This window comes from Streptomyces sp. CBMA152 (genome assembly GCF_014596475.1).
Taxonomy (GTDB): Bacteria; Actinomycetota; Actinomycetes; order Streptomycetales; family Streptomycetaceae; genus Streptomyces.
In genome coordinates this window covers 81032-103753 of record NZ_MECJ01000031.1, presented here as the reverse complement: position 1 = coordinate 103753, position 22722 = coordinate 81032, and the positions used below count along the sequence as shown (strand labels likewise).

Below are 22722 nucleotides of genomic sequence, written 5' to 3'. Positions count from 1 at the left end.
GGCCGCACCATGTCGTTCGCGGCGTTCGCCCAGGCGCCCAACCGGCGGCGGACCGAGGCATGGCTGCTCGGCTTCGTGGTCATGATCACGGTGGGCGGCTATGTCTACACCGGCTTGTCCATGCAGGGCCAGCTGCCCTCCGGGCTGGCCGGGTTCGCCGTCGCCGTCTCCCTGCTGGCTCTCGTACCTCACCTGGCGATCCGTCGGTGGGCGTCGCGGGCCGACCCGCTGATCCTGCCGCTCGCGCTGCTGCTCACCGGGCTGGGCCTGGTGCTCTTGCACCGCCTCGACCTCACCTACGCGGCCAAGCCACGCCTGAAGATCGCCCAGGCGGGCAGCGGCCAGCTGGTGTGGACGGTCATCGGTATGGCCGTCTGCATCGCGGTGCTGGTGGTGTTGCGCGATCACCGCTGGCTGCAGCGGTACATCTACGTCACCATGGCGGTCGCCCTGGTGCTGCTGATGGCGCCGGCCTTCTTCGGCGCGGACCAGTTCGGCGCCAAGCGCTGGATCATGCTGGGCCCGCTGTCGGTGCAACCCGGTGAATTCGTGAAGATCATGATCGCGGTGTTCTTCGCGGGATATCTCACCGTCAACCGCGACACCCTGACCCTGACCGGCCGCCGCTTCCTCGGCATGCGACTGCCGCCCGGCCGCCAGCTCGGCCCGATCGTCACCATCTGGATACTCAGCCTGCTGGTGCTGATCTTCGAGCGGGACCTCGGCACGTCGCTGATCTTCTTCGGCCTCTTCGTGATCATGCTGTACCTGGCCACCGAACGCACCAGCTGGGTCGTGTGCGGCCTGCTCATGGCCGTGGTCGGCGCCGCCGTCGTCGGCTCGATGGAACCGCACGTGCACGGCCGCGTGGTCGCCTGGCTGCACCCCATGGACGCCTTCACCCCCACCGGACAAAAAGCCGGCATCTCCGAACAACTCGGCCAAGCCCTCTTCAGCTTCGGCAGCGGCGGCATCACCGGCACCGGCCTGGGCCAGGGCCGCCCCGACCTCATCGGCTTCGCCGGCAACAGCGACTTCATCCTCACCACCGTCGGCGAAGAACTCGGCCTGGCCGGCGTCATGGCCGTGCTCCTGCTGTACGCCCTGCTCGCCCAGCGCGGCCTGCGCACAGCCCTGGTGGCCCGCGACCCGTTCGGTAAACTCCTCGCCACCGGCCTGGCCGGCGCGCTCCTGCTCCAAGTCTTCGTCGTCACCGGCGGCGTCATGGGCCTCATCCCCCTCACCGGCAAGGCCCTGCCCTTCCTCGCCAAGGGCGGCTCCTCCATGGTCGCCAACTGGCTCATGGTCGCCCTCCTGATCCGCATCAGCGACAGCGCCCAACGACGACGCGAACCCACAGCGGCATAGACCTCCACGCTCCATGAGTAGTCCCCCCGGCCTCACCCAAAGGGTGAAACCTATTCGGTCAGCCGGGGTCCGGGCAGGTCACCCAGCCCGTCGAAGAAAACCTGCTCCTCCCCGCTCCGCGCCCGCAAGGAACAAGGGATGCGCCGACGGGACCACGAGCCCTGAAAGGACTTGTAGCCCTGGGCATCCCAGCAGGCGTTGTTCATCCTCGTCCCGGCCGCCACCGCGTACTGGTCGGCGGCCCTTCGGCACTGTCAGCAGACGACCTGGAGGTGGAACGGGCGGTCGTCCAGTCCTCCGCCCAGGTTCTTCGTCTCCACGTACTCCGCTTCCACCAGGGCCCACCGGTCGTCGGACAGATCGCTCTCGCATGGTGCGTGTTCGCCCACACCCCCGGCATACCGTGTTGAGGAACCCTCCGCCAGAGGCAGGGCTGATGGGGATCTGCGATTTTGGGTGTCACCGCGCTTCCGTGACGACTACGGCCGGACGAGGATTCTGGCCCGTAGCAAGGGGAACGATGCCCGCCCGTACATCTGCCTCTTGATCGTCTTGATGCGGTTGACGTGGCCTTCGACAACACCGGAGCTGTAGGTGAGGGTGAGCCCGGCAGTAACAGCGTCGAGGTCCTGGCGGAGGAATCCTGCCAAGCCCCGGATGGGCTTGGGGCCGTCCTGCTCGGCCCGTCTGATCCAGTCCAGCAGCAGATGGCCGCGGCGGTTGCGGACGAGTTCAGCGAAGACGCGGGCGAAGTCGCAGGCCATAGCGATGTCGGGGCAGGCGAGGCGGACTTCGTCGAGCCGGGCGGCGTCCTCGTCCCGCAGGGTCTCACGGCGTCGCATGATCCATGCGGTGATCTTGCGTGGGCTGGCGATCGGTGCCGGTGAGGGGATGGCGGTGCCGTCGTGGATGCTGGCCACGTAGCGGCAGACGACGTGTCGGCTGCCGCCGTAGCCGCGCTCGCAGATCTCGCGGAATAGCCGCATCGGGCTGGTGCAGCCGGCCGCGAACCGGGCCTGCAGATAGGCGGTGAACGGATCGATCAGGCCGGGGCGGCGGTCGCGGGCCGAGGCGATCAGGATGTCCAGGTCGGTGTTCTTGAACCGGCGTACCGTCTTGCGGTCCAGGCGGAGACGGCGGGCAATCGCGCTGATCGTCCAGCCTTGGTCGAGCAACTCGTGCACGTCCTGGTGACGTTGGCGGGTGCGGACGACAATCGCTGTTCTGGGCAGGGCGGCCGGCTGCGGGGCGATGTTGGGCTCCGGTGCCTCGGGGCGCCCGCCGTTGTGCCGGTCGGCGTGTTTGCGCAGGCAGTCGCGGTGCTGGTGGCAGGTTTTCTCCACCGCGGCGGACAGATTCGCGAGCAGGTGCCAGCGATCAGCCACCTCGACCGCGGCTGGAGCGGCCTACTGCACGGCCCGGGTGAACGATGTGGCCCGGTCCCGGCAGACGATCTCCGCGCCCGGATGTGTCCGCAGCCAGGCCGCGAGCGTCGCCGTCTCTCGGTCCGGCAGTACGTCGATGGGCAGCGAGTTTTCCACGTCGACCAGGAGGGTTCCGTAGGTCCGGCCCTTGCGGAAGGCGAACTCGTCCACGCCGAGCACTCGCGGTGCTCTGGCCGGCACGGGTGGTGGCTCCAGCAGCCCGAGCAGCAGGCTCCGGTCCCGGCCAACAGGAGCTTATGGCACAGGCGTTGGCCAGGGCGGCCGCCCAGCTCGACCGCGATGGCCCGCAGCAGATCGCGCATGGGGAGTGTCGAGCGCCTACGGCCCTCGCTCAGTCCCCAGACCTGCTCTACAAACGTCCGTCTCGGGCAAAGCAGCTGGTCACAGCGGAACCGTCGCACGAGAAGCCGGATCACCATCTGCCGACCGCCCGTCGGCCGGTCCGAGAGGTGGCGCCAGTAGCGGCTGTGGACCCGTGCGGCACGAACGCCGCAGTCCGGGCACCGGCCCGGTCGGCCGCAGCCGACCGCGTCCACCATGAGCACCGTCCCCGCGACGCACATCTGCCGAATCCGAACCGCCGACCCCGGAAGCAACACATCTTCAAAGGCATCTACCACCATGAACTGGACGTGCCCAGGAGGAACGATCCAGCATTCCACCGTCGGCCGTAGTCGTCACGGAAGTGCGGTCACACCCGATTCCAAAGATCCTCATCACCGTGCATCACCGTGCAGGCGGGGATGCCCCCTGGCATCTGGGGCTGCACCTGCAGCCCTGAGCACTGCGAGAGGTGGATGGTCGTGCTGCTGCGAACGGCGTGCTTCTCGCAGCCCATGGCGACGAACCCGTCTGCAGCAGGGAAACAAGACACTCTGAGGCATCTGGAGAACCCCGGTTCTCCAGATCTTTAGATGTCTCACGAGGCAGCGGGCGCATCTCCGGCTGAGCTTGATGACGAGTGTCCTTTGACAGCGAAGATAGTCGGTCAGGGGTGACCTGACCTGGGCGGACTAACTCGCGTGTCAACGAGGCGGACGTCGAGGCCGGACAACTGCCCGGTCCCCGCTCAGCTCTAGTCCCCGTCGTCCCGACGAAGATCGCATCGAGCTCGCCACCTGTCCCGAGACCACTACCCTGACCAGCCTGTTCGCCTCACCGCACTGGCGCGGAGATCACGGCCTGCGGGCCGAAGCCGCCCGGCGTCTGGCCATCGCGGCCCAGGACCTGCCGGGAGGCGAGAACTCCAAGTCCAGGCTGACGCTCAGTTCGACCGGACCCGGATCGGTCCAGGTGAAGGCGAAGGCCAAGTTGGGCTCGGTGAAGTCCAGTCGGCCGCTGTCGTCGTGTTCGGAGCCGGAGGGGTGGGCCGCCGCCCGGCCGAGCCATCGCGCCAACTCGACGGCGTCGTCTGCGGTCAATGCCTGCCAGCGGAACGACCACGTCCCTTGCGGACAGTGGGCGGACCCTTCGACGATCAGCCAGCTCTGCCGCTGGCGCGGGTCAGCCGCAGCGGGGAACTGGTAGCCCACAACGCCCAGCTCGACACCATGCCCGTCGCTACCGATCAACCTCATCGGCCCAGCATTCCACGCTGGGAACCCGTCAGGCGCCGGGGATGAGCAGCCCACCCCCCGCTTGCCCACTGGAAGTCATCGATGGCGTGGAGGTTGAGGTGGGGCCGGTGGCGGACGAGGACGAAGGCCTGTACGTCGACGGTTTCAGGGGTTTGCAGTGGTGGACGAAGCCGAAGCGGGAGTAGAGCTGGGGGTAGCGGGCGAGGCGCTTTTCGATGCCGGGCATGCCGATGAGGATGAGGCCGATGCCGGTGCGGTCGTGGTGGTCGCGGAGGGCCACAACGCCGAACATCCACACCTCGGATAGGTTTCCACCGTGGACCAATTGATCAACGAGGACCCTGAGCTCATAGGCCCGTACCGCCTCATCGGCCGCCTGGGCGCGGGCGGCATGGGTCGGGTCTATCTCGCCCGCGCCGCCGGCGGGCGCACCGTCGCCGTCAAGGTCGTGCAGGCCGAATACGCCGAGAACGTCGAGTTCCGCAAGCGGTTCGCGCGCGAGGTGGGCGCGGCTCGGCGGGTGGGCGGGGACTGGACGGCCGGTGTGCTCGACGCTGACACCGAGGCGGCCGTGCCGTGGGTGGCGACGCAGTACATCCCCGGGCCCGACCTGGGCAGTGTGGTGGGAACCGAGTTCGGGCCGCTGCCCGAGCACACGGTGCGTGTGCTCGCCAATCGGCTCGCGCTCGCGCTGGGGGCCGTCCACGACGCGGGCCTGCTCCATCGCGATCTCAAGCCGTCCAACATCCTGATCACCGTGGACGGCCCGAAGGTCATCGACTTCGGGATCGCCCGCGCTCTGGACAGCCTGGGAGGCGACAGCCTGCTCACCCACACCGGCATGCTGATCGGCTCACCCGGCTTCATGTCCCCGGAACAGGTCCGCGGGCTCGAACTCGGCCCGGCGAGCGATGTGTTCTGCCTGGGCGCGGTCCTCGTGTACGCCGCCACCGGACGCCTGTTGTTCGGCGCCACCGACAGCGGCCTCAACGCCCACCTCTTCCGCATCGCCGAGGAACAGCCGGATATGACCGGCGTGCCGGAAAGCCTGCTTCCGCTGGTGCGGGACTGTCTCGACAAGGACCCCAGTCGGCGCCCCTCGCCCGCGCAGATCGCCGAGCGCACGGCCGACGACGTGGATGGCTCCGCGGACGGGGTCTGGCTGCCGGGGGCAGTCCTTGCCCAACTCGGACGGCACGCGGCACAGTTGCTGGATTTCGGGCCGGAGACACGACCGACCCCAACCACGTTGGACGCAGGCCAGTCCGCCCCGGTCCCGACAGCCTTGGACGCCGGGCCGATGCTCGCCGCGCAACCAACACAGACCGCTCCCCCGCCACCGGCACTGCCCCCCGTGTTCGGACCCGCGCCCGCCGCAAACCCCGCCCCACGCCGCAATCGGCCCCGTACCGTCGGCCTCGCGTCACTCGTCACCGTCCTGGCCCTGATCGGTGCCGGGCTCGCGGTGCTGAAACCGTGGGCGGGCACCAACGAGGTACGGGAGGGATCCCACGGGGCCGGGGACGGCCCGGTCACGGTCCCGGGTGGCTCGAAGAAGCAGGGCAAGGACGCGGGCAAGGCCGTCAACCTCGGCTACTTCCCGTGGGACGAGGCCATCGCCACCACATACCTGTGGCAGAACATCCTCGAGGACCGCGGCTACAAGCCGAAAGTGAAGCAGCTCGACCCGGGCCCGCTCTACACCGACCTGTCCCAGGGCCAGATGGACGTCCAATTCGACTCGTGGCTGCCGAACACACACAAGGACTACTGGGACCGCTACAAGGACCAGTTGACGGACATCGGCTCCTGGTACGGCCCCACCTCCCTGGAGCTATCGGTCCCCTCCTACGTCGAGGGCATCGACTCGCTCGAAGACCTCAAGGGGCAGGGCAAGAAGTTCAACGGCAAGATCATCGGCATCGAGGCCAGTACCGGAATAATGAAGACCCTCAACGAGAAGGTCCTCACGGACTACGGCCTGGAGGGCGAGTACGAGGTCGTCTCCTCCAGCACCTCGTCCATGCTGGCCGAGCTCGATCGCTCCATCCAGAAGAAGGAGCCGGTCGTCGTCACCCTGTGGTCGCCGCACTGGGCCTACGGCAAGCACGACCTGAAGAAGCTCAAGGACCCCAAGGGCGCCTGGGGCGAGGGCGACATGATCCACACCGTGGGCAAGAAGGACTTCGCCAAGGACTTCCCGGAGCTGAACGGCTGGCTGAAGAACTTCAAGCTCACCGAGGAGCAGCTCGCCTCCCTCGAAGTCGAGATCCAAAAGGGCGGTGCGGGCAAGGAGAAGGAGTCCGCCCGCCACTGGATGGACGCCCACCCGGACGTCATCGACAAGCTGGCACCGGTCAAGGACTGACCTAGAGGCCGAGTTGGGGCACGCGTGTGGGTTGACGGAGCCGCACCGTCGACAAGCATGGCGTCGACTTCGCCTCGGGCCACTGACCCAGGTCCACCGGGTGGCAGTACACCGACGCGGTACGCAGCCAGATGTCCTTGACCTTGAACAACAGGACTTATCCGTTCACGGGCAGCCGCAGCAGGTACGGCAGGCTCGACCCCGCCTCCGGGTTCCGGGCAATCACCGGCTCCACCAGGGCTGTTCCAAAGTCATTTGATCTTGGTGCAGTTGCCACCACCCCGTGACCAGCGCGTTCACCGACTCAACCGATGTTGGAACACCCGTGAGACAGCTTTGGCCAACCTCAGCCAGAAAAAACGCAACGCTCTTCCCAAAAAAGGCTTCGCGGTGAAAGGGAAGAAAGCGGCAGCCGCCGGAGGCACACCAAAGCCAAAGGCGCCTACCCGATCGAGGACAAGGCCCACGCCCACAACGCCCTCGCACGGATCGCCCAGCACGGCACACCCAAGGAGAAAGCGCAGGTCAAAGCAGCCGTGGCGAAGAAGTACCCCGGGATCGGGAAAAGGAGCGGCAAGGACTGAAGGGAACAGCCCCCGCCGCACCCCTCCCCTGACCATGCTGACCCGGCCCCCGGAGCCATCGGCCCGGGGGTACGTCACGCGACCACACCGGCGCTTCAGCAGGGGGAGACATGACCGAACGCGTACGCACGACAGGCACCACACGAAGCAGGACACTGCGGGCGGCAGCCGTCGGCCTGCTCGCCCTCGCACCCCTCATCACCGGCGCGGCGGCCGCCTCCGCAGCCGACGCCAGCCCCGACGGCCGCATCAACTACAGCTGCGGCCCCACCATCAGCGCCTTCGCCACCAGCGACCCCAAGATCGTGGAAGCCTCCCGAGCGATATCCGGCGCGGACAGGTGAACCTCAGCCACGGCCGGAACTCGAAGTACGGGGAGGTCGTGTGGGCCCACTTGTTCAACGGGAGCAACACCGACCTCGGCACCGACTGGGTGTGGATGGACTGGTCCGACACGAAGGGATCGTGGCACCAGTGCGGGCCCGCCGTGCTCGACGGATCGCAGGGCCTGCGCGACCGGTGGACATGGGCCGTGAACGAAGTCCCCGGCCGCTACTTCCACGCCTGCGCCATGTGGACCGGCGACAACCTCGTCCAGCGCACCGGCTGGCACCAGCACTAGCCCGATGCCAGGGCCCCCGTCTCGACGAGGCAGCCATCGATCAGGTCGGGTCGGTACTGGATCTTCTTCAGGGCCTGTCTGATCACGTCCACGAGTTCGTCGAAGCTGCCCACGGCGAGGTTCGCCAGCGGACCGCGGACCAGCAGCGACCAGATGCCTTCGGCCGGGTTCAAGTCCGGTGCGTACGACGGGAGCTGGAAGACGCGTAGCCAGCCGGAGTTGGCCTTGACGAACGCAGTCATCTCGGCACAGGTGTGCCGGTCGAGATTGTCCCAGATGAGGACGATCGGGGAGCCGAGCGCATGATGGGCCAGCACTAGGAAGTCACGGTAGCCGCGCAGGTAGAAACTGGCCTGTTGGCCCCTGCGCCGCTGGTAGCGGTGGAGGCGGAACAGCAGGCGGGAGCGATGCCGGACCGGTAGCAGACCAGGCCGGCGAGCGAGGCACGGCCACCGGGGCTGCCCGGCACCCGGATGACTGGGGTGTGCCCGCGCGGGGACCAGGTGCGCGCCTTGGGCGGTCTCATCGTCTTGCCGCACTCGTCCTCAAAGCAGATGTGGGCGCCCAGGTCGAGCGCGGTCTTTCCGCCTGCAGCCACACCTCCGCCTTCCACGCCTCCACCGCCGCATCGTCTCGGTCGATCGCCCGCCGGGGCCGGGACCTGGCAGGACCAGCAGCCCCGCCGCAGTAGCTTCCACACTCCCGGCCCCGAGTACGACACGCGGAACATACGGGCGATCACCAGCTGCACCCGCACCAGCGTCCATCGCTGGTCACGCCAGCCGTGCGCGAGCGGGCCGCGGGCCAGCGCCGCCTCCAGCCGTGCGAACTCCCCCTCGCCCAGCCTCGGCCGGGACGCGGGGCCCTTCGAGCGCAGCCCCGACTCGCCCGCCGCACGCCAGGCGCGGCGCCATCGGTTCGCCGACATCCGCGTCACCCGCGGCTCGTCCGCCACTTGGCGGTCCGTGCACTCCTGGCCGAACAACTCGGCTGCCCGCAGACGCACTCGCTCACGCCTCAGGCGATCCCCAGCGGTCAGGCCGCCGCCTTGCACATACCGCATGCAGACGCGATAACACCGCCGCCCCAGGCCGCCACCCCACCACGGACCACGAGTTGAAGACCAGTGATATCTGCGCGGCGATCCCGTGATCCCGCCGAAACCCTGCCGGACACGCCCTAACGTCAGGGCATGGACGGACAGTGGGCTGTGGTGATGGGCGCGGGGCTGGGCGCCAGTGGGGCGATCGTCGGGGCGCTCACATCCTGGGCCGGAACGCGCCTTCAGGCACGTACGCAGCTGGATCTGGCCCAGGTACAGCACGACGCCCAACGCGATGCGGAGACCATCACCCAAAAACGCGTCGCCTGCTCGGAGTTGATCCTCGCCGTGGACAATGCGCGCCGCCAGATGCGAGTCGTGCGGGACCACCTGCGCGAGACCGGCGACGTACAGGGAACCGACGCGGAGTTGCAGGAGAAACGAGCCGCGGTGCACGACCGGATACGTGAGATGCAGGCAGCCGAGTGGGTGCTTCGCCTCATGCTCTCCGACCAGGAGCAGACCGCGGTCACAGATCTGGCCGATGCCCTCTACGAGACCCATCAGGCGTTGATCGATGACGTAGAGGAATGGCTGCTCAGCGGCCCGCCCGGCAGCGGGCGCGAGGCTTGTGACGCGGCGCGGTACGCGGCGGCGACCGGCCCGCTCCAGTCCCGGATGATGAGCTTTGCCGGCGACGTCTACGCGAATCTGTACACCGGGCGGGGAGCCGAGAGCAGGCCCGCCCGAAGGGACCGGTCCTGATGCCAACCTTGTCGACGGCTGCCTCGCCGAGACCGGCCTGGCCCTCACCTCTCGTAGCTTCACGAAATAAAGATCAGCAGTGAACGCCGGTGCGCAGCACTGCGGCCTGCCAACCGGCGAAACCCGCTACCTCCACGGCCACGGCCAGCAGGAGGACCGACACCGCGTCGACGGGACGCGTCATCGCCAGCACACCGACCAGTACGGCGACGACGACGTTGACCACCAGGACGCCGAGCAGCGACGTACGCAGTCGCAGCCGGGACCCCGCGAACAACAACAACCCCGCCCACCCTGCCGTGAGCACAGCCGCGCCGACCACAAACCCGCTCGGCACTTCCAGCGCCACACCCAGGGGCCTGGCGAACACCCCCACGCAGGCCGCCGCAACAGCGCAGTACACCCCGTCCACCCGCAGACAGACCGAACCTGATCCCTCAAGCCGCATACACGGATCGTAACCCCCCTGATTCCATGCCCTGCCCCCGCAGGAACACCCGACCGGGCCCGCACAGTCGAACAAGCCTTGGGAACGGTGGCCGGGTGCGGACGCCGCCGCCCGCACTGCGGACGCTGACGGTACCCGTACCCGCCGCGCACTTCCTGGCCCGATACGCCGCCCGACGACGACCGGACCCGCGAAGAACGCCTTCCGCGGACCGGGCTGCCGGGACACACCACGGGGCAACTCCGGGGAGCGACGAGATGTGTTCCCTCGGGAAGCTGGCGTCCGGTCTCGACCCCTTCATCCCGTACGTGCAGGAGGGTTCGAGGCGGGCTGCACCAGCTCTATGCAGCTATACCGGGAGATCCTTGCGACTGGCTACACCGACAATACCCACGTGGTGAATCGCTACGTCCTGGCCATCCGGCACGGCACAGCGATACCCGCGAGACTCCTGACTCCCAGCCCCCGCACCATCACCTCCTGGATCATGCGCCCCCCAGGAAGCCCTGAGTCCTACCGGCAGAGCCGCACTCAATGCCGTCCGCCACGCTTGCCCGGACATCGCAGCCGTCGACGACCTCGCCCAGGGCTTCACCGACCTGCTCCGCCATCGCCACAGCCACCTTCTGCACGACTGGATCCAGAAGGCAGAGATCACCGGCCCTGGCCCGATCGGATGCTTCGCCGACTACCTCCGCCGGGACCTTTCCGCCGTCACCGCCGGCCTGCCCCTCCCCTACAGCTCCGGTGCCGTGGAGAGCCACGTCAACCGGGTCAAAACGATCAAACGTCAAATGTACGGCCGCGCGTCATTCAACCTCCTCATGGCCCGGATCCTGATTCAGCCATAGCCGTCACGGAAGCACGGACACAACCAACTGAAGCGCTCAGTCACAGTGGCTGTGACTGAGCGCTTCAGTTGGCGTATGAGCGCCCCGACAGGTACCCCCTCCCTCGCCCGGGTGCGGCCCGCCCCCGCCCCTCCCGGGCGAGGGGCGCGGCAGGTACGCCTACACCGCTCCCCCGAGCCGCTGGTAGAGCACGTGCCGGGATCGTCGGGCACGGGTGACGATCCCGGCACGGTGGAGGATCTGCAGGTGGTAGGAGACGGTGGCCGGACTCAGGTAGAGCCGCTGGGCGAGCTCCGTCGTGGAACGCGGTTGGCTCAGCTCGGCCAGGAGCTTTCGCCGCATCGCCCCGATCAGCGGGTGGTCCTGGGCGGGCGGAAGACAGTCGAACTGCGCGGCGGGATAGACGATGAGCGGAGTGCGCGGCGCCGGCGTCCCAGGCGGTTCCCCGGCGCAGAAGAGAGCCCGGTCGACGAAGACGCTCGGCGTGAGGATCACCGCTTCCGCGTCCAGCGTCAGCCGGTGGATGCTGTCCGCACGGAGGTGGACGAGCAGTTCGCCGTCGCGCCATTCCAGGTTCGGGGCCAGCCGGTTGAGAGCCTCGGCGAGCCCGTACTGGGCGATCTCGGAGGCCCGGGCGGTGACGTCGGCTTCCAGTCGGGCCCGGATGGCTGGCCACGAGGGCTTCAGTGCCGCGTGCCAGAACCGCGCCATCTCGTCGGCGAGTCGGCGCGCGAAGTGGTCCTCCCCCCGGTCGAGGGCCTGCAGGAGCTGCCGCGGCGCCGGGTGGCCGGAACCGGGGTCCCAGGAGTGGCCGTTGACGGCCCCGGCCAGCTCGTAGCGGATCCGTTCCTGCGGGGTCGTCGCGATCTGGTGCAGCGCGGTGTCGATGTCGGTCAGGAAGGCCGGGGGTTCCGGCCGCAGGAAGTCCGGGGCGTAACCGAGGGGGCCTCCCCCGCCGACCACGGCCAGCAGCCCGAGCCGGTGCCGGGTCAGCGCGTCCGGGGCCGTGGTCCGCCAGGGCGGGGTCAGAGTGCATGGGCTGAATCCGACGAGGCGGAGCAGGTCCTTGGCCGAGCCCATCGGTGAGACCGCGAACCTCACGCCCCCCAGCCCCCGGGCGCCCAGGCGGATCCGGATCACACGCGTTCCCCTTTCGCCAGTCGCTTCGAAAGAAATCGAATCATTCGACCGGTCAATCGGCGTGGCGTTTCCTGGATTCACCGCACAGACCGGCCCCGAAAGGAACCCAGGACCCATGATCTTTCACAAGAAGCTGGCCGCCGTCGCGACCGCCGTGGCAGCCCTCACCGCCGGTGCCACAGGCGCGGCATCCGCCCAGGCCGCAGAGCCCGCCGCCCACCACGTGGCCTGGGAGCAGGGCCAGGCGCCTGGCGCCCGGGCGGGCTCCCTCACCGCGGGCATCTACGTCCGGATCTACAGCCTGTACCGGGCGACCCCGGGCCAGTGCCTGGACGCCGACGCCACCGCCGGCGGCAACGGCACCAAGGTCCAGGTGTGGAGTTGCAGCGGCGCCACCCAGCAGGAGTGGCTGCTGTCCACCGACGGCAGCCTGCGGAACGTGCGGTTCCCGGGCATGTGCCTGGACGCCGACACCAACGGCGGCGGCGCCAACGGCACGCGGGTGCAGTTGTGGCATTGCAACGGCACTACCCAGCAGCAGTGGTACCACCCCTCCGGGGACCTGGCCATCTACAACGTCCGCTTCAACAACGGCAACAACACCGTCCTGGACCGCGACACCGACGTCCCCGGCAACGGCGCCCGGGCCCAGCTGTGGGGCAAGAACTTCCAGTCCCAGCAGTGGTGGGACATCCGGACCGCGTGACGCCTCCGACGCCGTCGGCGCCAGTGCCCGGTGAACAGCACGTCTCGACACGGAGGGAACACGCATGAACGCAGCGGCACATACCCGGAGGAAGCTCAGCGCGGGGGCCGTGGGGCTCGCCGCCGCGATCGCGTTCGCGGCGGGGGTGATGCCGGCCTCGGCTTCGGCATCGACCGCGTCCCCCTCGCTCAAGAACGGGGAGATCGTGGAGCTCTGGAACTACAACAGCCAGCACTGCCTGTCGGTCGGCGGCGGGAGCACGGCGGGCGGAGCCGGGATCATCCAGTGGTCCTGTCACGGCGGCGCCGAGCAGTACTGGGGCCTCTACCCCATGCCGAACTCCGGCGGCGGCTACGAGGTCGTGAACAGGAACAGCGGCAAGTGCCTGGCTGATCCGGCGAGTTCGCCGAACGCCGGCGTCCAGCTGATCCAGTACGGCTGCGACAAGGGGGCGGAGCAAACCTGGTACTTCGACCGGAACCCCGACACGGGCTTCGCCCAGATGTGGAACCGGGCGAGCGGCCTGTGCGCCGCGGTCGGCGCCTCGAGCACGACGCCGGGCGCCCCGGTCGTCCAGTGGACCTGCTACGGCGGCGCCGAGCAGCGGTGGACGGCCTCCGCCTGACCGCCGACCGACCGGCCACAGGCTGCCGTTGACCGACGTCTCGCGACTTCTTCCTCACGAAGCCGCGAGACGACTTGCCCAGGGCCGAAGCCCAGCTCCAGCGGCAGTTGCTGCCAGGTCATGCCGGTGTACAGCACGAACAGGAGCCCCTGCCGGCACAGACGGTCGTCCACCGGACGCGGGCCCGCCGACCGCTGCGGCCACGCCGGCAGCAACGGCTCGATCCGCGCCCACAGCTCGTCGTCCACGATCCACGGCTTCTTGCCCACACCATGCGGAGGCTCGGGGTTCTCAGGCCACTGGCTTTTGCGGAAGTCTTGTTCGGCTCCGCGTACCTGCCGAAAGTTCTCGGCGTAACAGCTACCGCGAGGCCGGACCGGAGAATTGAGATCAAACCCCATGTACGGGGCAAACTGATGAGGATATTTGGATCTTCCCGGGGTGATCTCCCTGACCCCAGACCTACTCGCCTTCGTTCCCCGCCTGCGTCCAGGCGGACTGTGCTGAACCGCCACAGCGGAGGAGCCGCCCGCGCGCAGCACGGGGGGCAAGGCTCAGGCGCCACTCAGAGGCAGTGCCGTCTCACTTCAAAGCCGCGGCTCGTCGGGGGACGGCGGACCGATGGGGAAGTGGATGGGGCTGAGCAGGTAGGGAACGCGGCCCGGTGCCGGCCGGTTGGCCAGCCGAGGCCCCAGTACCGCGAGCAACTCAGCTGTCATCTCGGAAAGTTCGTCCGGACTGAGCCAGAGCATGGCCTGGCGATAGGAGACCGCGTCGGCCACCGGGTCGGCACCGTCACGGTCGAGGTAGGCGTTGAACTCTGCGATCAGCACGGCCACTGCGGAGGCGAAGCCCCGGCGGTGGTCCTCCAGCGTCATCGCCGAGGCGTCGTCGGCATCGACGACCGGGCGGTCCTGGCGCAGCCGATAGTGCCGCTCGACAGCGCCGCGCACCCGCTGCTCGCTGGCCACCTCGAGGAAACCCGTCTCGGCCAGCACGGCGATGTGCCGGTACATGGTCACCTTCGGCACCTCGGGCATCCGCTCGGACAGTTGAGCGGTGGTCAGCACCCGGCCGCCGGAAAGCGCGTGCACCACGCGCAGGCGCACCGGGTGGAGAAGTACGTCGGTCGTGTCCATGGCTTCACAATTCCATACTCGGTACTATTATCGAAACTGGAAACGGTAGGTTGGAGGGCCACATGCGTCAGGCAGTGGGGCGGGCGGTGCAGGTGAACGGCCGGACCGTGCATGTCGAAGAGTCCGGCAGCGGGACGGACTGGGTGGTCTTCGAGGCGGGCGGGGGAATGGGGCGCACCTGCTGGGACCTGGTGCTACCGCTCTTGAAGGACCGGACGAGACTGGTCGCCTACGACCGGGCAGGCTTCGGCCGCAGCGGCCGGACAGCCACCCAGCTGAGCATCGAGGACCTGGCCTCGGATCTGGTCGCATTGGTCGAGGCGGTTGTCCCCGGCCGCTTCGTGCTGGTCGCGCACAGCATGGGCGGGCTGGTCGCACGTCGCGCCGCAGAGGGGCTGGGGCCTCGGTTACGGGGGCTGCTGCTGCTCGATCCGGCAACGGAGAGCGCGCCCGTCTACGACACTTTCGACCGGACCGCCACGAAGGTCGACCACTCCCTGGCCGTGACGCAGGCACTCTTCCGCTTCCGCCCGCTGGCCCGCCTGGCCAGCGGCAACATCCGACGCCTCTTCCCGCCGGACACCTACGAGACCATGCTCGCCGAAGACTTCGTCCCGGCCGGCACCGCGCAGACAAGGAAAGAGATCAAGGCCGTGGCCGCAGCCATACCCCGCTTCCGCGCCGAGCCACCCGACCCGCCTCGGTGCCGGACTCTCCTGCTCTCGCCCTCCCGACCCCAGACGGGCCGGGCACGGCACCACGCCGCCCTGACCGCACACCAACGGCGCTGGGCCAAGTCACTGCCCGACGGCCAGTTCGAATCGGTCAACTCCGGCCACATCATCCAGGCCGAGCAGTCGACGATCGTCGCCAATAGGATCAAGCACCTCCTCGACCACGCCAGCCGGACAGACATCCGGTCAGCCTGACGCATCCGCGCCGCCCGCCCGAACGGCTGAGCCGTTCCCCGCGCGGCGGTATCACCACTGAGGTCCCACCTGGTTGACGAGCCCGTCATGCGAGGCGGAAGAGCACGGCCCGAGCCGATTCAAGAATCCCCATCAAAACGCCATCGCACAGCACACGACACTGTGAGAATCCGACAGGACGATCGAGAAGCGGTGAGAATCCGACACCCTCAGTGCGACAGGACAGGGCGCGCTCAGGCTCAACCGCCCACAACACCATCGGTGACAACCATCGCGCTTAGGCTCAACGCGTCCGCCAACTCAACCGCTCAGCCCCGCCAACTACGGCGCTCATCCGCCACCTGAAGCGCTCAGTCACAGTCGGGCCGGACGACAGGGTGCTTCATTCGCCCATGAATTCGAACATGTGCTCTACTCGGGGCATGCAGTACACGTTCCCCCACGACCTCATCCAGGCTCAGGCCGCCTGGTACGAGACCTACCGGCAGCTCGCCGACCCCGCCGTCGGCGCCGCCGGTACGGCCGCGCACCGGCGGCGGCTCCAGCAGCTGTCCGTCCGCATCGCCGCTCACCCGTACTGGCGCACCCCGGCCGGAGCCACCCCCAGCGCCCGCATGGCACTCAAGAACCTCGTACGACCCCACACCGGCACCGGCACGACTGCTGGCCACCTCACCGACACCCAGACACACCTCACCCGCGCCGCCCGGAACCGGGTCACCGACCACGGCGAAGCACCCTCGGTACGCGAACTCGCGGCAGCCGTCGGCCTGTCCAGCACGTCATCGGTCGCCTACGAGCTCAAGCGGATGAAAACCCTGGGAGTAGTGGTCGAGACACGCGGACACCGCCGCGCGGACCGCTGCCCGCACTGCGGACCCTGACCCCGGCCGCCGCCGACCGCGAACAGCGCCTTCCGCGGACTTGCCGGCACACACCACAGGTGCGGCGCCCGAGAGTGGCTTTGTTCACGAGAACGGACAGCAGATGTTCACGAGACCGAGAGTCGCCTGGTCTGTGGAGGAATCGAACTGCCTACCACCCTGGGCGCACGTGAAGTCGACCCTACGACTCCACGTGCGCCCAGAAGAAGGGTGACGCTCGATGACAACGACGCAGGGCCTTGCCACTCGCCTCCTCCCCGGTGCCGCACTGGGAGTGGGCCGGGCGGCCCCTGCCCGTCAACCCCTCGTCGCCGCCGACCCCACCACCGCACGCGGCGGCCGAAGACCGGCGTGGCCGCGGCGGTTGCCTGGACGTCGCCGCACTGAACGCGCCGCCGTGCGTCTGCGTATACAGCACCGCAAGAGCACCTGCGGCCACGGAGTGCCGCCGTTGTCACGGGACGTCTCCGTCGCACCATCATGGCGGGCGGTCATCCCTGACTCCCCCGGTGGTGCACCGGGGCAGGGCTCCGATTCACCCTCCAGGAGTGATGGAACGTGGAACATACGGAAGTCCTCGCCGCGGCGGGCCCGGCCGGCGCTGTTCGGTCCGTGGTGAGGAAGCTGCCGGAGGTCACCCTGGCCTTCTGGATCATGAAGATCGCCGCAACGACCCTCGGGGAGACGGCCGGTGACCTCTTCGCCCAGACTCTCGGACTCGGCTACTTCCTCACCACGATCGCCCTGTTCCTGGTCTTCGTCGTCACGCTGGCCGTGCAGCTGAGGTCGCGGCACTACAACCCGTTCTTCTACTGGACCGTCATCCTGTCCACCAGCACGGCCGGCACCACGATGTCGGACTTCATGAACCGCGACGCCAGCGCCGCGTATCTGTCCAGCGGGGCCACGTCGCTGGGCTGGGGACCGCAAGGCCTCGGACTCGGCTACCGCACCGGCGCCGCGATCCTCATCTCCCTTCTGGCCGTCATCTTCGCAGTCTGGAAGGCCACCGGACTGACCTTCGCCATCCGCGACATCGTCACCTTGCGCGGCGAGGCCCTGTTCTGGTCCGCGATCCTCGTCTCGAACACCCTCGGCACCTCCCTGGGCGATTTCCTCTCCGACAGCAGCGGACTCGGCTACGCGGGCGGCGCGCTTCTCATCACCGCGCTCCTCGCGGGCCTGCTCGCGCTCATGCCCGTGCCGGCGATTCCCAACGTCCTGCTGTTCTGGGCCGCGTTCGTTCTGACCCGGCCCCTCGGAGCCACCGCGGGCGACCTCCTCACCAAACCCACCGCCAAAGGCGGCCTCGACCTCGGCACCGCGGGCTCATCGGCCGTACTCCTCGCGATCCTCATCGGCCTCATGGGCTACGCCCGCGTACAAGAGCGTGGGAACACCGCGTAAACCGCGTCGAACGGGAGTTGGCGGCCCGCGCCGAGCAGAACCCGGTGCGGGCGCGGGTCACTTCTGCCAGCCGACCGTCTCCGGGAGCGGGCTGTGGAAGACGGTCGCGCCGACGTTGGCGAGGCCCTTCTTCACGCCGTATGTCGAGGGGCCGCTGTACAGCGGCAGGAAGGCGTACTGCTGGAGCGCCTTCTGCTCGACCTTGTTGACCGCCGCGATCTGCTGGTCGAGATCCGCGATGTCCGAGGCCGCACGGATCTCCTTGTCCAGCGCCGGTGTGCCCGAACCGGTGAGGTTGGAGTCGCGGTCGGAGCAGTAGAAGTCGCACAGGTAGCGGGCGCCGAACGGGTCCATGGAGCGGTTGCCCGACACGAAGAGGTCGAACCTGCGCTCGCTGAGGATCTTGGAGAAGTCCGCGTCGTCGGCCTTCTTGATGACGAGGTGGACGCCGGCCGGCTTCAGCATCGCGGCGAAGGCGCCCGCGGTGGCCTTGGCCAGCGGGTCATCGCCCAGGAGCGTGTAGCCGATTTCGAGCTTCTTGCCGTTCTTGACGCGGACACCGTCGTCCCCGGGCTTCCATCCCGCCGCGTCGAGGGTCTTCTTGGCCTCGTCGGGGGCGTACTTCAGTACGGCCGAGACGTTGTCCTGGTAGCCCTTCTGGAAGCTGTAGAGCACGGCCGAGCCGGGCAGCGGCTCCTTGTAGCCGAGCCCCTGGAACTGGATCTTCGCGATCTGACTGCGGTCGATGCTCTGCTGGACGGCCTTGCGGACGTCGCTCTCCGCGAGGACGGACGACTTCGTGTTGAAGTACAGCGCGTACTCGAACGGGCTGCCGCCGCTGCGGATCTCCGTACCCTTGAGCCCCTTGACCTGCTTGAGGCTTTCCGCGTCGGAGGCCGAGGTGTAGTCGAGCTGGCCGTTCTTGAAGGCGTTGACCGCCGCGGTCGACTCCAGGTTGACGTAGACGCGCTTGTCGAGCTTGCCCTTCTTGCCCCACCACTTCGGGTTGCGGACGAAGGTGATGTTGCCCGAGTGGGTGTCCCAGGTCCCGACGGTGTACGGGCCCGCGCCCCACTCCGGGTGGGCCGTTTTGACGTACGCCTTGTTGAAGTTGTCCACCGTGGCGGCCTTGGGGTGCAGGAACGTGGTGAACAGGCTCGACCAGGCGGCGTTGACGCCCTTGAAGGTGATGACGGCCTGCTTGGCGTCCTTGCCCTGCTCGACGGAGGTGATCTGGTCGTAGCCGTCCGTAGACGAGGCGGCGTAGGCCTTGTCCGAACCGTTGTTGGCCTTCCAGGTGGCCTGGATCGCGGTCCAGTCGATCGGGGTGCCGTCGTTGAACGTGGCCTTCGGGTTGATCGTCAGCGTGACCTTCTGGTTGCCGCCCTCGACGGACACCTTCACGTCGCTGTAGTAGTCCGGGTTGTACTGGACCTCTCCGGTGGGCGAGTACGTGATCGCGTCGGCGTTGTACCAGGCCCACACCCGGGACGCGGTGAGGGTGGAGTTGACGTTGAACGGGTTGCCCTGCTCGTCGAAAGTGCCGACCGTGGTGTAGGTGCCGCCGTCCTTGACGTTCTCGTACGGCTGGGGGTTGTAGTCGGCGGCCGCCGACGCGGCCTTCTGCACGTCCTTGCCGTCCGCTTTCGCCGTGCCCTTGTCGGAGGAGGACTGGCACGCGGTGGCGGCGACAGCGATGGCGGCGACGAGGGCGACGGGCAGGGCCAGTCTTGTACGCATGGCGAAATGATTCCTTTTGGGTTCGGTACGGTGGGAAGTTCGGGCCTGGCCGCTCAGACGGCGTGGCAGGCGTACTCGTGGCCGGGCCGTCCGGCCACCTCGGCCGGTGCGGGACGTTCCGTGCGGCAGCGCTCACGTACGTCGGCGGGGGCCAGACGGTGCAGCGGACACCGGTCGACGAAGGCACAGCCCGCGGGCAGCCGGGCGGCGCTCGGCTGCTCGCCCTCCAACACGACGCGTTCGCGGGTGCGTTCGCGCTCGGGGTCGGGCACCGGGATCGCCGACAGCAGCGCCCGGGTATATGGGTGCCTCGGATCGGAGAAGATCGTCTCGGTGTCGCCGGTCTCGACGATGTGCCCCAGGTACATCACTGCGATGCGGTCGCAGATGTACCGGACCACGGCCAGGTCATGGGCGACCACGAGGTAGGCGAGCCCGAGTTCACGCTGGAGCCGCGCCAGCAGATTGATCACCCCGGCCTGCACCGACACGTCCAGGGCCGACAGCGGCTCGTCCAGGGCGAGCAGTTTCGGATCGGTCGCCAAGGCGCGGGCGATGCCGACCCGCTGGCGCTGCCCGCCCGAAAGAGCGGCCGGGAAACGGTCGCTCACCGAGGCGTCCAGACCGACCAGGGTCAGCAGTTCGTGGATACGGGAGCGGATCGACTCGCGATCGCGCCCGATGGCCTGCAAGGGCTCGGCGAGCAGCTGGAAGACGGGCAGCCGCGGGTCCAGGGCCCCCAGCGGGTCCTGCATGACGATCTGCGCGTCCCGCCTCAACTCCCTTTTGCGCCCGGCGGTTTCGACCGTGGCGACGTCGGTTCCGGCCACCTCGATCCGGCCGCCCTCGGGCGCCCTGAGCCGCAGGACCTCCAGCAGGGTCGTGGTCTTGCCGCTGCCCGACTCCCCCACCAGGCCCAGGGTCTGCCCCGCGCGCAGCTCGAAGCTCACCCCGTTGACCGCCCGCAGCGTGCCGACGCGGCGCTTGAGGAGGGTGCCCTTGGTGATCGGGAAGGTCTTGACGAGGTCCTCCACCCGCAGCACCACCTCACCGGCCGCGACCCGCCCGGAGGCGGCGGACTGTTCGACGGTCGCGACACCGCCCGCGGGATCAAGCGACCCGTCGGCGATCTCGTCGGCGCGCAGGCAGGCCACGTGCCCGTGCCCGGTGACTTCGCGCAGTTCCGGTTCGCCGGTGCGGCACGCGTCGAGGGCGACGGCGCAGCGGCTCGCGAACGGGCAGCCGTCCGGGAGACCCACGAGGGCGGGCGGCTCCCCGCCGATCGGGACCAGGGGCCGGTGGACCCCGCTGTCCACGGTCGGCACGGCGGCGAGCAGCCGCGCGGTGTACGGCATCGTCGGGCGGCGGAACAGTTCGCCGACGCCCGCCCGCTCCACGAACCGGCCCGCGTACATCACGGCGATGTCGTCGGCGTGGCCGGCGACGACCCCGAGGTCGTGGGTGATGAGGACGAGGCCGGCGCCGGTCTCGTGCTGCGCCAGTCGCAGGACGTCCAGGATCTGGGCCTGGACGGTGACGTCGAGGGCGGTGGTGGGCTCGTCGGCGACGAGAACAGACGGTTTGTTGGCGATCGCCATGGCGATGACGACGCGCTGGCGCATGCCGCCGGAGAACTCGTGCGGGAAGGACTTGGCCCGCTCGCGCGGGTCGGGGATGCCGACGAGATCGAGCAGTTCGACGGCCTGTTCCCAGGCTGCCCGCTTCGTCAGGTCCTGGTGGACCCGCAGGGCGTCGCGGAGCAGTCTGCCCACGGAGAAGATCGGCGTGAGCGCGGACAGGGGGTCCTGGAAGACCATGCCGATGGAGTTGCCCCGTAGCGCGGACAGCTCCTTGTCGCCAAGGCCGATCAGGTCGCGTCCGCCGAGCAGCACCTGGCCCCGCAGGGCGGCGGAGGGCGGCAGCAGGCCCATGATGCCCATCGCGGTGGCCGACTTGCCCGAGCCGGACTCGCCGACGATGCCGAGGGTCCGGCCCGGCAGGAGGTCGAAGCTGACGCCGCGCACCGCCTCGACGGGTCCGGCCTCGGAGGGGAAGGAGATCCGCAGGTCCCGCACCGACAGGACGGGGGTGGCGCCGGTGGGCGGTGCGGGGTCGGCGAGGGTCGTGGTGAGTGTCATCGTCGGCCTCCTGCCGCGCCGGTCACGGATGTGGGGTCCAGGGCGTCACGCAGTCCGTCGCCGACGAAGGTCATCGACACGGTGAGCAGGACGACCAGGCCCGCGGGGAAGGCGAACAGCCAGGGGGCGCTCGTGATGGTGCCCGCACCGTCGGCGAGCATCGTGCCGAGGGACACGTCCGGGGTCTGGACGCCGAATCCGAGGAACGACAGGCCGGTTTCGCTCAGTACGGTCGCGACGACGCCGAGGGTGAGGTTGACGATCAGCAGCGAGCCGAGGTTGGGGATGATGTGGCGCACGATGATGCGCAGCGGCCGCACCCCCATGAACTCGGCCGCCGTCACGTAGTCCCGTTCGCGCAGTGAGGTCGAGACGGACCAGATGACGCGCGCGGTGGACATCCAGCCGAACACCGTCAGCACGACGATGAGGACCCGCCAGTCGCCGGCGAGGCGGTGGGAGACCAGGGCGAGGATGAGGAACGAGGGGACGATCAGAAGGAAGTGGATGACGGCGAGTGTCGCCTTCTCGACCCGGCCGCCGAAGTACGCGGCGCCGGAGCCGACGACAGCGGCGACAACGGTGGTCAGGACGGAGACGCTCACGGCGATCGCCAGGGAGCGCTGGAGTCCGTGCACGGCCGAGGCGTAGATGTCGTTTCCGCCCTGGTTGGTGCCGAACCAGTGGGTGGCGCTCGGCGGCTGGGTGAGTGCGGCGAAGTCGGCGTCGGAGTACGCGTACGAGGTGAACAGGCCGCCGAACACGCTGAACAGCACCAGCAGCACGAAGATCAGCACACCGGCGACGGCGAGGCGGTTGCGCAGGAAGCGCCGCAGATAGAGCCGGCCGAGGCCGAGGTGGGGCCCGTTCCTGTGTGCGGGGAGCGCCGCTTGCGGCTCTGGCACCTGGTCTGCCGGCGTAGGGGATGAGGCGCCGGTCGTCAC

General features: G+C 68.7%; 25 protein-coding genes and 1 pseudogene. 11 read left to right on the top strand and 15 right to left on the bottom strand.

Features of this window, described 5'->3' with window-relative positions:
* The first annotated feature begins 9 nt into the window (after window positions 1-9).
* Entirely contained in the window at window positions 10-1368 is a 1359-nt protein-coding gene (locus tag BG418_RS31820; protein ID WP_188277576.1) for an FtsW/RodA/SpoVE family cell cycle protein, read from the top strand.
* Between the two features lie 254 nt (window positions 1369-1622).
* Here BG418_RS31820 and BG418_RS40645 read toward each other — a convergent pair whose 3' ends face one another.
* The 6 genes and pseudogenes from BG418_RS40645 to BG418_RS41270 all read right to left on the bottom strand — a co-directional run bounded on the left by BG418_RS40645 (window position 1623) and on the right by BG418_RS41270 (window position 4682).
* Window positions 1623-1757 (bottom strand): hypothetical protein, encoded by a 135-nt coding sequence (locus BG418_RS40645; protein WP_262928625.1) that lies wholly within the window; start codon window positions 1755-1757, stop codon window positions 1623-1625.
* Window positions 1758-1847: 90 nt separating this feature from the next.
* A complete protein-coding gene (locus BG418_RS40990; protein ID WP_188277508.1) occupies window positions 1848-2753 on the bottom strand; it encodes a transposase in 906 nt (301 codons plus the stop codon).
* A 21-nt stretch (window positions 2754-2774) separates the two neighbouring features.
* Window positions 2775-2993 (bottom strand): transposase, encoded by a 219-nt coding sequence (locus BG418_RS31810; RefSeq protein ID WP_188277507.1) that lies wholly within the window; start codon window positions 2991-2993, stop codon window positions 2775-2777.
* 209 nt (window positions 2994-3202) lie between these two features.
* Window positions 3203-3352: pseudogene (locus BG418_RS41275) on the bottom strand (transposase family protein); the annotation flags it as partial.
* Window positions 3353-3988: 636 nt separating this feature from the next.
* The gene (locus BG418_RS31800; RefSeq protein WP_188277506.1) at window positions 3989-4390 is read right to left on the bottom strand and encodes a hypothetical protein; all 402 of its coding nucleotides are present in this window, start codon (window positions 4388-4390) and stop codon (window positions 3989-3991) included.
* A gap of 28 nt (window positions 4391-4418) precedes the next feature.
* Window positions 4419-4682 carry a hypothetical protein gene (locus BG418_RS41270; RefSeq protein ID WP_399001067.1) on the bottom strand — a complete coding sequence of 88 codons (264 nt, stop codon included), beginning with the start codon at window positions 4680-4682 and terminating at the stop codon, window positions 4419-4421.
* A gap of 24 nt (window positions 4683-4706) precedes the next feature.
* On the opposite strand from BG418_RS41270, the gene BG418_RS40235 reads away from it, so the two are divergent.
* From BG418_RS40235 to BG418_RS31775, 3 genes are all read left to right on the top strand, one after another.
* A complete protein-coding gene (locus tag BG418_RS40235; protein WP_317453826.1) occupies window positions 4707-6758 on the top strand; it encodes a glycine betaine ABC transporter substrate-binding protein in 2052 nt (683 codons plus the stop codon).
* A gap of 694 nt (window positions 6759-7452) precedes the next feature.
* Entirely contained in the window at window positions 7453-7686 is a 234-nt protein-coding gene (locus BG418_RS31780; RefSeq protein WP_188277505.1) for a hypothetical protein, read from the top strand.
* Entirely contained in the window at window positions 7683-7964 is a 282-nt protein-coding gene (locus BG418_RS31775) for a hypothetical protein (protein ID WP_188277504.1), read from the top strand. The genes BG418_RS31780 and BG418_RS31775 overlap by 4 nt, the downstream gene beginning before the upstream one ends.
* Here the strand turns inward: BG418_RS31775 and BG418_RS40985 are convergent.
* A complete protein-coding gene (locus BG418_RS40985; protein WP_317453825.1) occupies window positions 7961-8281 on the bottom strand; it encodes a transposase in 321 nt (106 codons plus the stop codon). The genes BG418_RS31775 and BG418_RS40985 overlap by 4 nt on opposite strands.
* Window positions 8281-8970 (bottom strand): winged helix-turn-helix domain-containing protein, encoded by a 690-nt coding sequence (locus tag BG418_RS31765; protein WP_317453824.1) that lies wholly within the window; start codon window positions 8968-8970, stop codon window positions 8281-8283. The genes BG418_RS40985 and BG418_RS31765 overlap by 1 nt, the downstream gene beginning before the upstream one ends.
* Window positions 8971-9156: 186 nt before the next feature.
* Here BG418_RS31765 and BG418_RS31760 point away from each other — a divergent pair, with 186 nt between their 5' ends.
* Window positions 9157-9771: a hypothetical protein gene (locus BG418_RS31760; RefSeq protein WP_188277503.1), complete on the top strand. Its 615-nt coding sequence runs from the start codon at window positions 9157-9159 to the stop codon at window positions 9769-9771.
* 73 nt (window positions 9772-9844) lie between these two features.
* Here BG418_RS31760 and BG418_RS31755 read toward each other — a convergent pair whose 3' ends face one another.
* Entirely contained in the window at window positions 9845-10219 is a 375-nt protein-coding gene (locus tag BG418_RS31755) for a hypothetical protein (protein WP_188277502.1), read from the bottom strand.
* A 506-nt stretch (window positions 10220-10725) separates the two neighbouring features.
* Here BG418_RS31755 and BG418_RS41265 point away from each other — a divergent pair.
* Window positions 10726-11070 carry a transposase gene (locus BG418_RS41265; RefSeq protein ID WP_223185757.1) on the top strand — a complete coding sequence of 115 codons (345 nt, stop codon included), beginning with the start codon at window positions 10726-10728 and terminating at the stop codon, window positions 11068-11070.
* A 159-nt stretch (window positions 11071-11229) separates the two neighbouring features.
* On the opposite strand, the gene BG418_RS40980 is transcribed toward BG418_RS41265, so the two are convergent.
* Window positions 11230-12210 carry a helix-turn-helix transcriptional regulator gene (locus tag BG418_RS40980; RefSeq protein ID WP_188277501.1) on the bottom strand — a complete coding sequence of 327 codons (981 nt, stop codon included), beginning with the start codon at window positions 12208-12210 and terminating at the stop codon, window positions 11230-11232.
* Window positions 12211-12325: 115 nt separating this feature from the next.
* Between BG418_RS40980 and BG418_RS31740 the strand changes: the two genes are divergently transcribed.
* Window positions 12326-12916: an RICIN domain-containing protein gene (locus BG418_RS31740; RefSeq protein ID WP_188277500.1), complete on the top strand. Its 591-nt coding sequence runs from the start codon at window positions 12326-12328 to the stop codon at window positions 12914-12916.
* Window positions 12917-12980: 64 nt separating this feature from the next.
* Window positions 12981-13541 (top strand): RICIN domain-containing protein, encoded by a 561-nt coding sequence (locus tag BG418_RS31735; RefSeq protein WP_188277499.1) that lies wholly within the window; start codon window positions 12981-12983, stop codon window positions 13539-13541.
* On the opposite strand, the gene BG418_RS40640 is transcribed toward BG418_RS31735, so the two are convergent.
* Together BG418_RS40640 and BG418_RS31725 are read right to left on the bottom strand one after the other, a co-directional pair.
* On the bottom strand, window positions 13502-13810 hold the full coding sequence (locus BG418_RS40640) for a transposase (RefSeq protein ID WP_317453823.1): 309 nt from the start codon (window positions 13808-13810) through the stop codon (window positions 13502-13504). The two genes, BG418_RS31735 and BG418_RS40640, sit on opposite strands and share 40 nt — an antisense overlap.
* A 318-nt stretch (window positions 13811-14128) precedes the next feature.
* Window positions 14129-14680, bottom strand: coding sequence for a helix-turn-helix domain-containing protein (locus BG418_RS31725; protein ID WP_188277497.1), 552 nt, complete (start codon window positions 14678-14680; stop codon window positions 14129-14131).
* Window positions 14681-14742: 62 nt separating this feature from the next.
* Between BG418_RS31725 and BG418_RS31720 the strand changes: the two genes are divergently transcribed.
* From BG418_RS31720 to BG418_RS31705, 3 genes are all read left to right on the top strand, one after another.
* Window positions 14743-15609 carry an alpha/beta fold hydrolase gene (locus BG418_RS31720; protein ID WP_188277496.1) on the top strand — a complete coding sequence of 289 codons (867 nt, stop codon included), beginning with the start codon at window positions 14743-14745 and terminating at the stop codon, window positions 15607-15609.
* A gap of 422 nt (window positions 15610-16031) precedes the next feature.
* A complete protein-coding gene (locus BG418_RS40975) occupies window positions 16032-16493 on the top strand; it encodes a hypothetical protein (protein ID WP_317453822.1) in 462 nt (153 codons plus the stop codon).
* Between the two features lie 558 nt (window positions 16494-17051).
* Entirely contained in the window at window positions 17052-17900 is an 849-nt protein-coding gene (locus BG418_RS31705) for a hypothetical protein (protein WP_317453821.1), read from the top strand.
* 57 nt (window positions 17901-17957) lie between these two features.
* Here BG418_RS31705 and BG418_RS31700 read toward each other — a convergent pair whose 3' ends face one another.
* Genes BG418_RS31700 through BG418_RS31690 form a run of 3 tightly spaced genes read right to left on the bottom strand, consistent with a single transcriptional unit; the run spans window position 17958 to window position 22683 of the window.
* On the bottom strand, window positions 17958-19640 hold the full coding sequence (locus BG418_RS31700; protein WP_188277495.1) for an ABC transporter family substrate-binding protein: 1683 nt from the start codon (window positions 19638-19640) through the stop codon (window positions 17958-17960).
* A 53-nt stretch (window positions 19641-19693) separates the two neighbouring features.
* On the bottom strand, window positions 19694-21778 hold the full coding sequence (locus BG418_RS31695) for an ABC transporter ATP-binding protein (RefSeq protein WP_188277494.1): 2085 nt from the start codon (window positions 21776-21778) through the stop codon (window positions 19694-19696).
* Entirely contained in the window at window positions 21775-22683 is a 909-nt protein-coding gene (locus BG418_RS31690) for an ABC transporter permease (RefSeq protein WP_188277493.1), read from the bottom strand. Before BG418_RS31690 ends, BG418_RS31695 begins: the two co-directional genes overlap by 4 nt.
* Between the last annotated feature and the right edge of the window lie 39 nt (window positions 22684-22722).

Coding starts and splice junctions, on each gene's coding strand:
- BG418_RS31820 (WP_188277576.1), top strand. CDS start 10: ATGTCGTTCGCGGCGTTCGCCCAGGCGCCCAACCGGCGGCGGACCGAG.
- BG418_RS31800 (WP_188277506.1), bottom strand. CDS start 4,390: ATGAGGTTGATCGGTAGCGACGGGCATGGTGTCGAGCTGGGCGTTGTG.
- BG418_RS41270 (WP_399001067.1), bottom strand. CDS start 4,682: ATGTTCGGCGTTGTGGCCCTCCGCGACCACCACGACCGCACCGGCATC.
- BG418_RS31780 (WP_188277505.1), top strand. CDS start 7,453: ATGACCGAACGCGTACGCACGACAGGCACCACACGAAGCAGGACACTG.
- BG418_RS31760 (WP_188277503.1), top strand. CDS start 9,157: ATGGACGGACAGTGGGCTGTGGTGATGGGCGCGGGGCTGGGCGCCAGT.
- BG418_RS31755 (WP_188277502.1), bottom strand. CDS start 10,219: ATGCGGCTTGAGGGATCAGGTTCGGTCTGTCTGCGGGTGGACGGGGTG.
- BG418_RS31740 (WP_188277500.1), top strand. CDS start 12,326: ATGATCTTTCACAAGAAGCTGGCCGCCGTCGCGACCGCCGTGGCAGCC.
- BG418_RS31735 (WP_188277499.1), top strand. CDS start 12,981: ATGAACGCAGCGGCACATACCCGGAGGAAGCTCAGCGCGGGGGCCGTG.
- BG418_RS31725 (WP_188277497.1), bottom strand. CDS start 14,680: ATGGACACGACCGACGTACTTCTCCACCCGGTGCGCCTGCGCGTGGTG.
- BG418_RS31720 (WP_188277496.1), top strand. CDS start 14,743: ATGCGTCAGGCAGTGGGGCGGGCGGTGCAGGTGAACGGCCGGACCGTG.
- BG418_RS40975 (WP_317453822.1), top strand. CDS start 16,032: ATGCAGTACACGTTCCCCCACGACCTCATCCAGGCTCAGGCCGCCTGG.
- BG418_RS31700 (WP_188277495.1), bottom strand. CDS start 19,640: ATGCGTACAAGACTGGCCCTGCCCGTCGCCCTCGTCGCCGCCATCGCT.
- BG418_RS31695 (WP_188277494.1), bottom strand. CDS start 21,778: ATGACACTCACCACGACCCTCGCCGACCCCGCACCGCCCACCGGCGCC.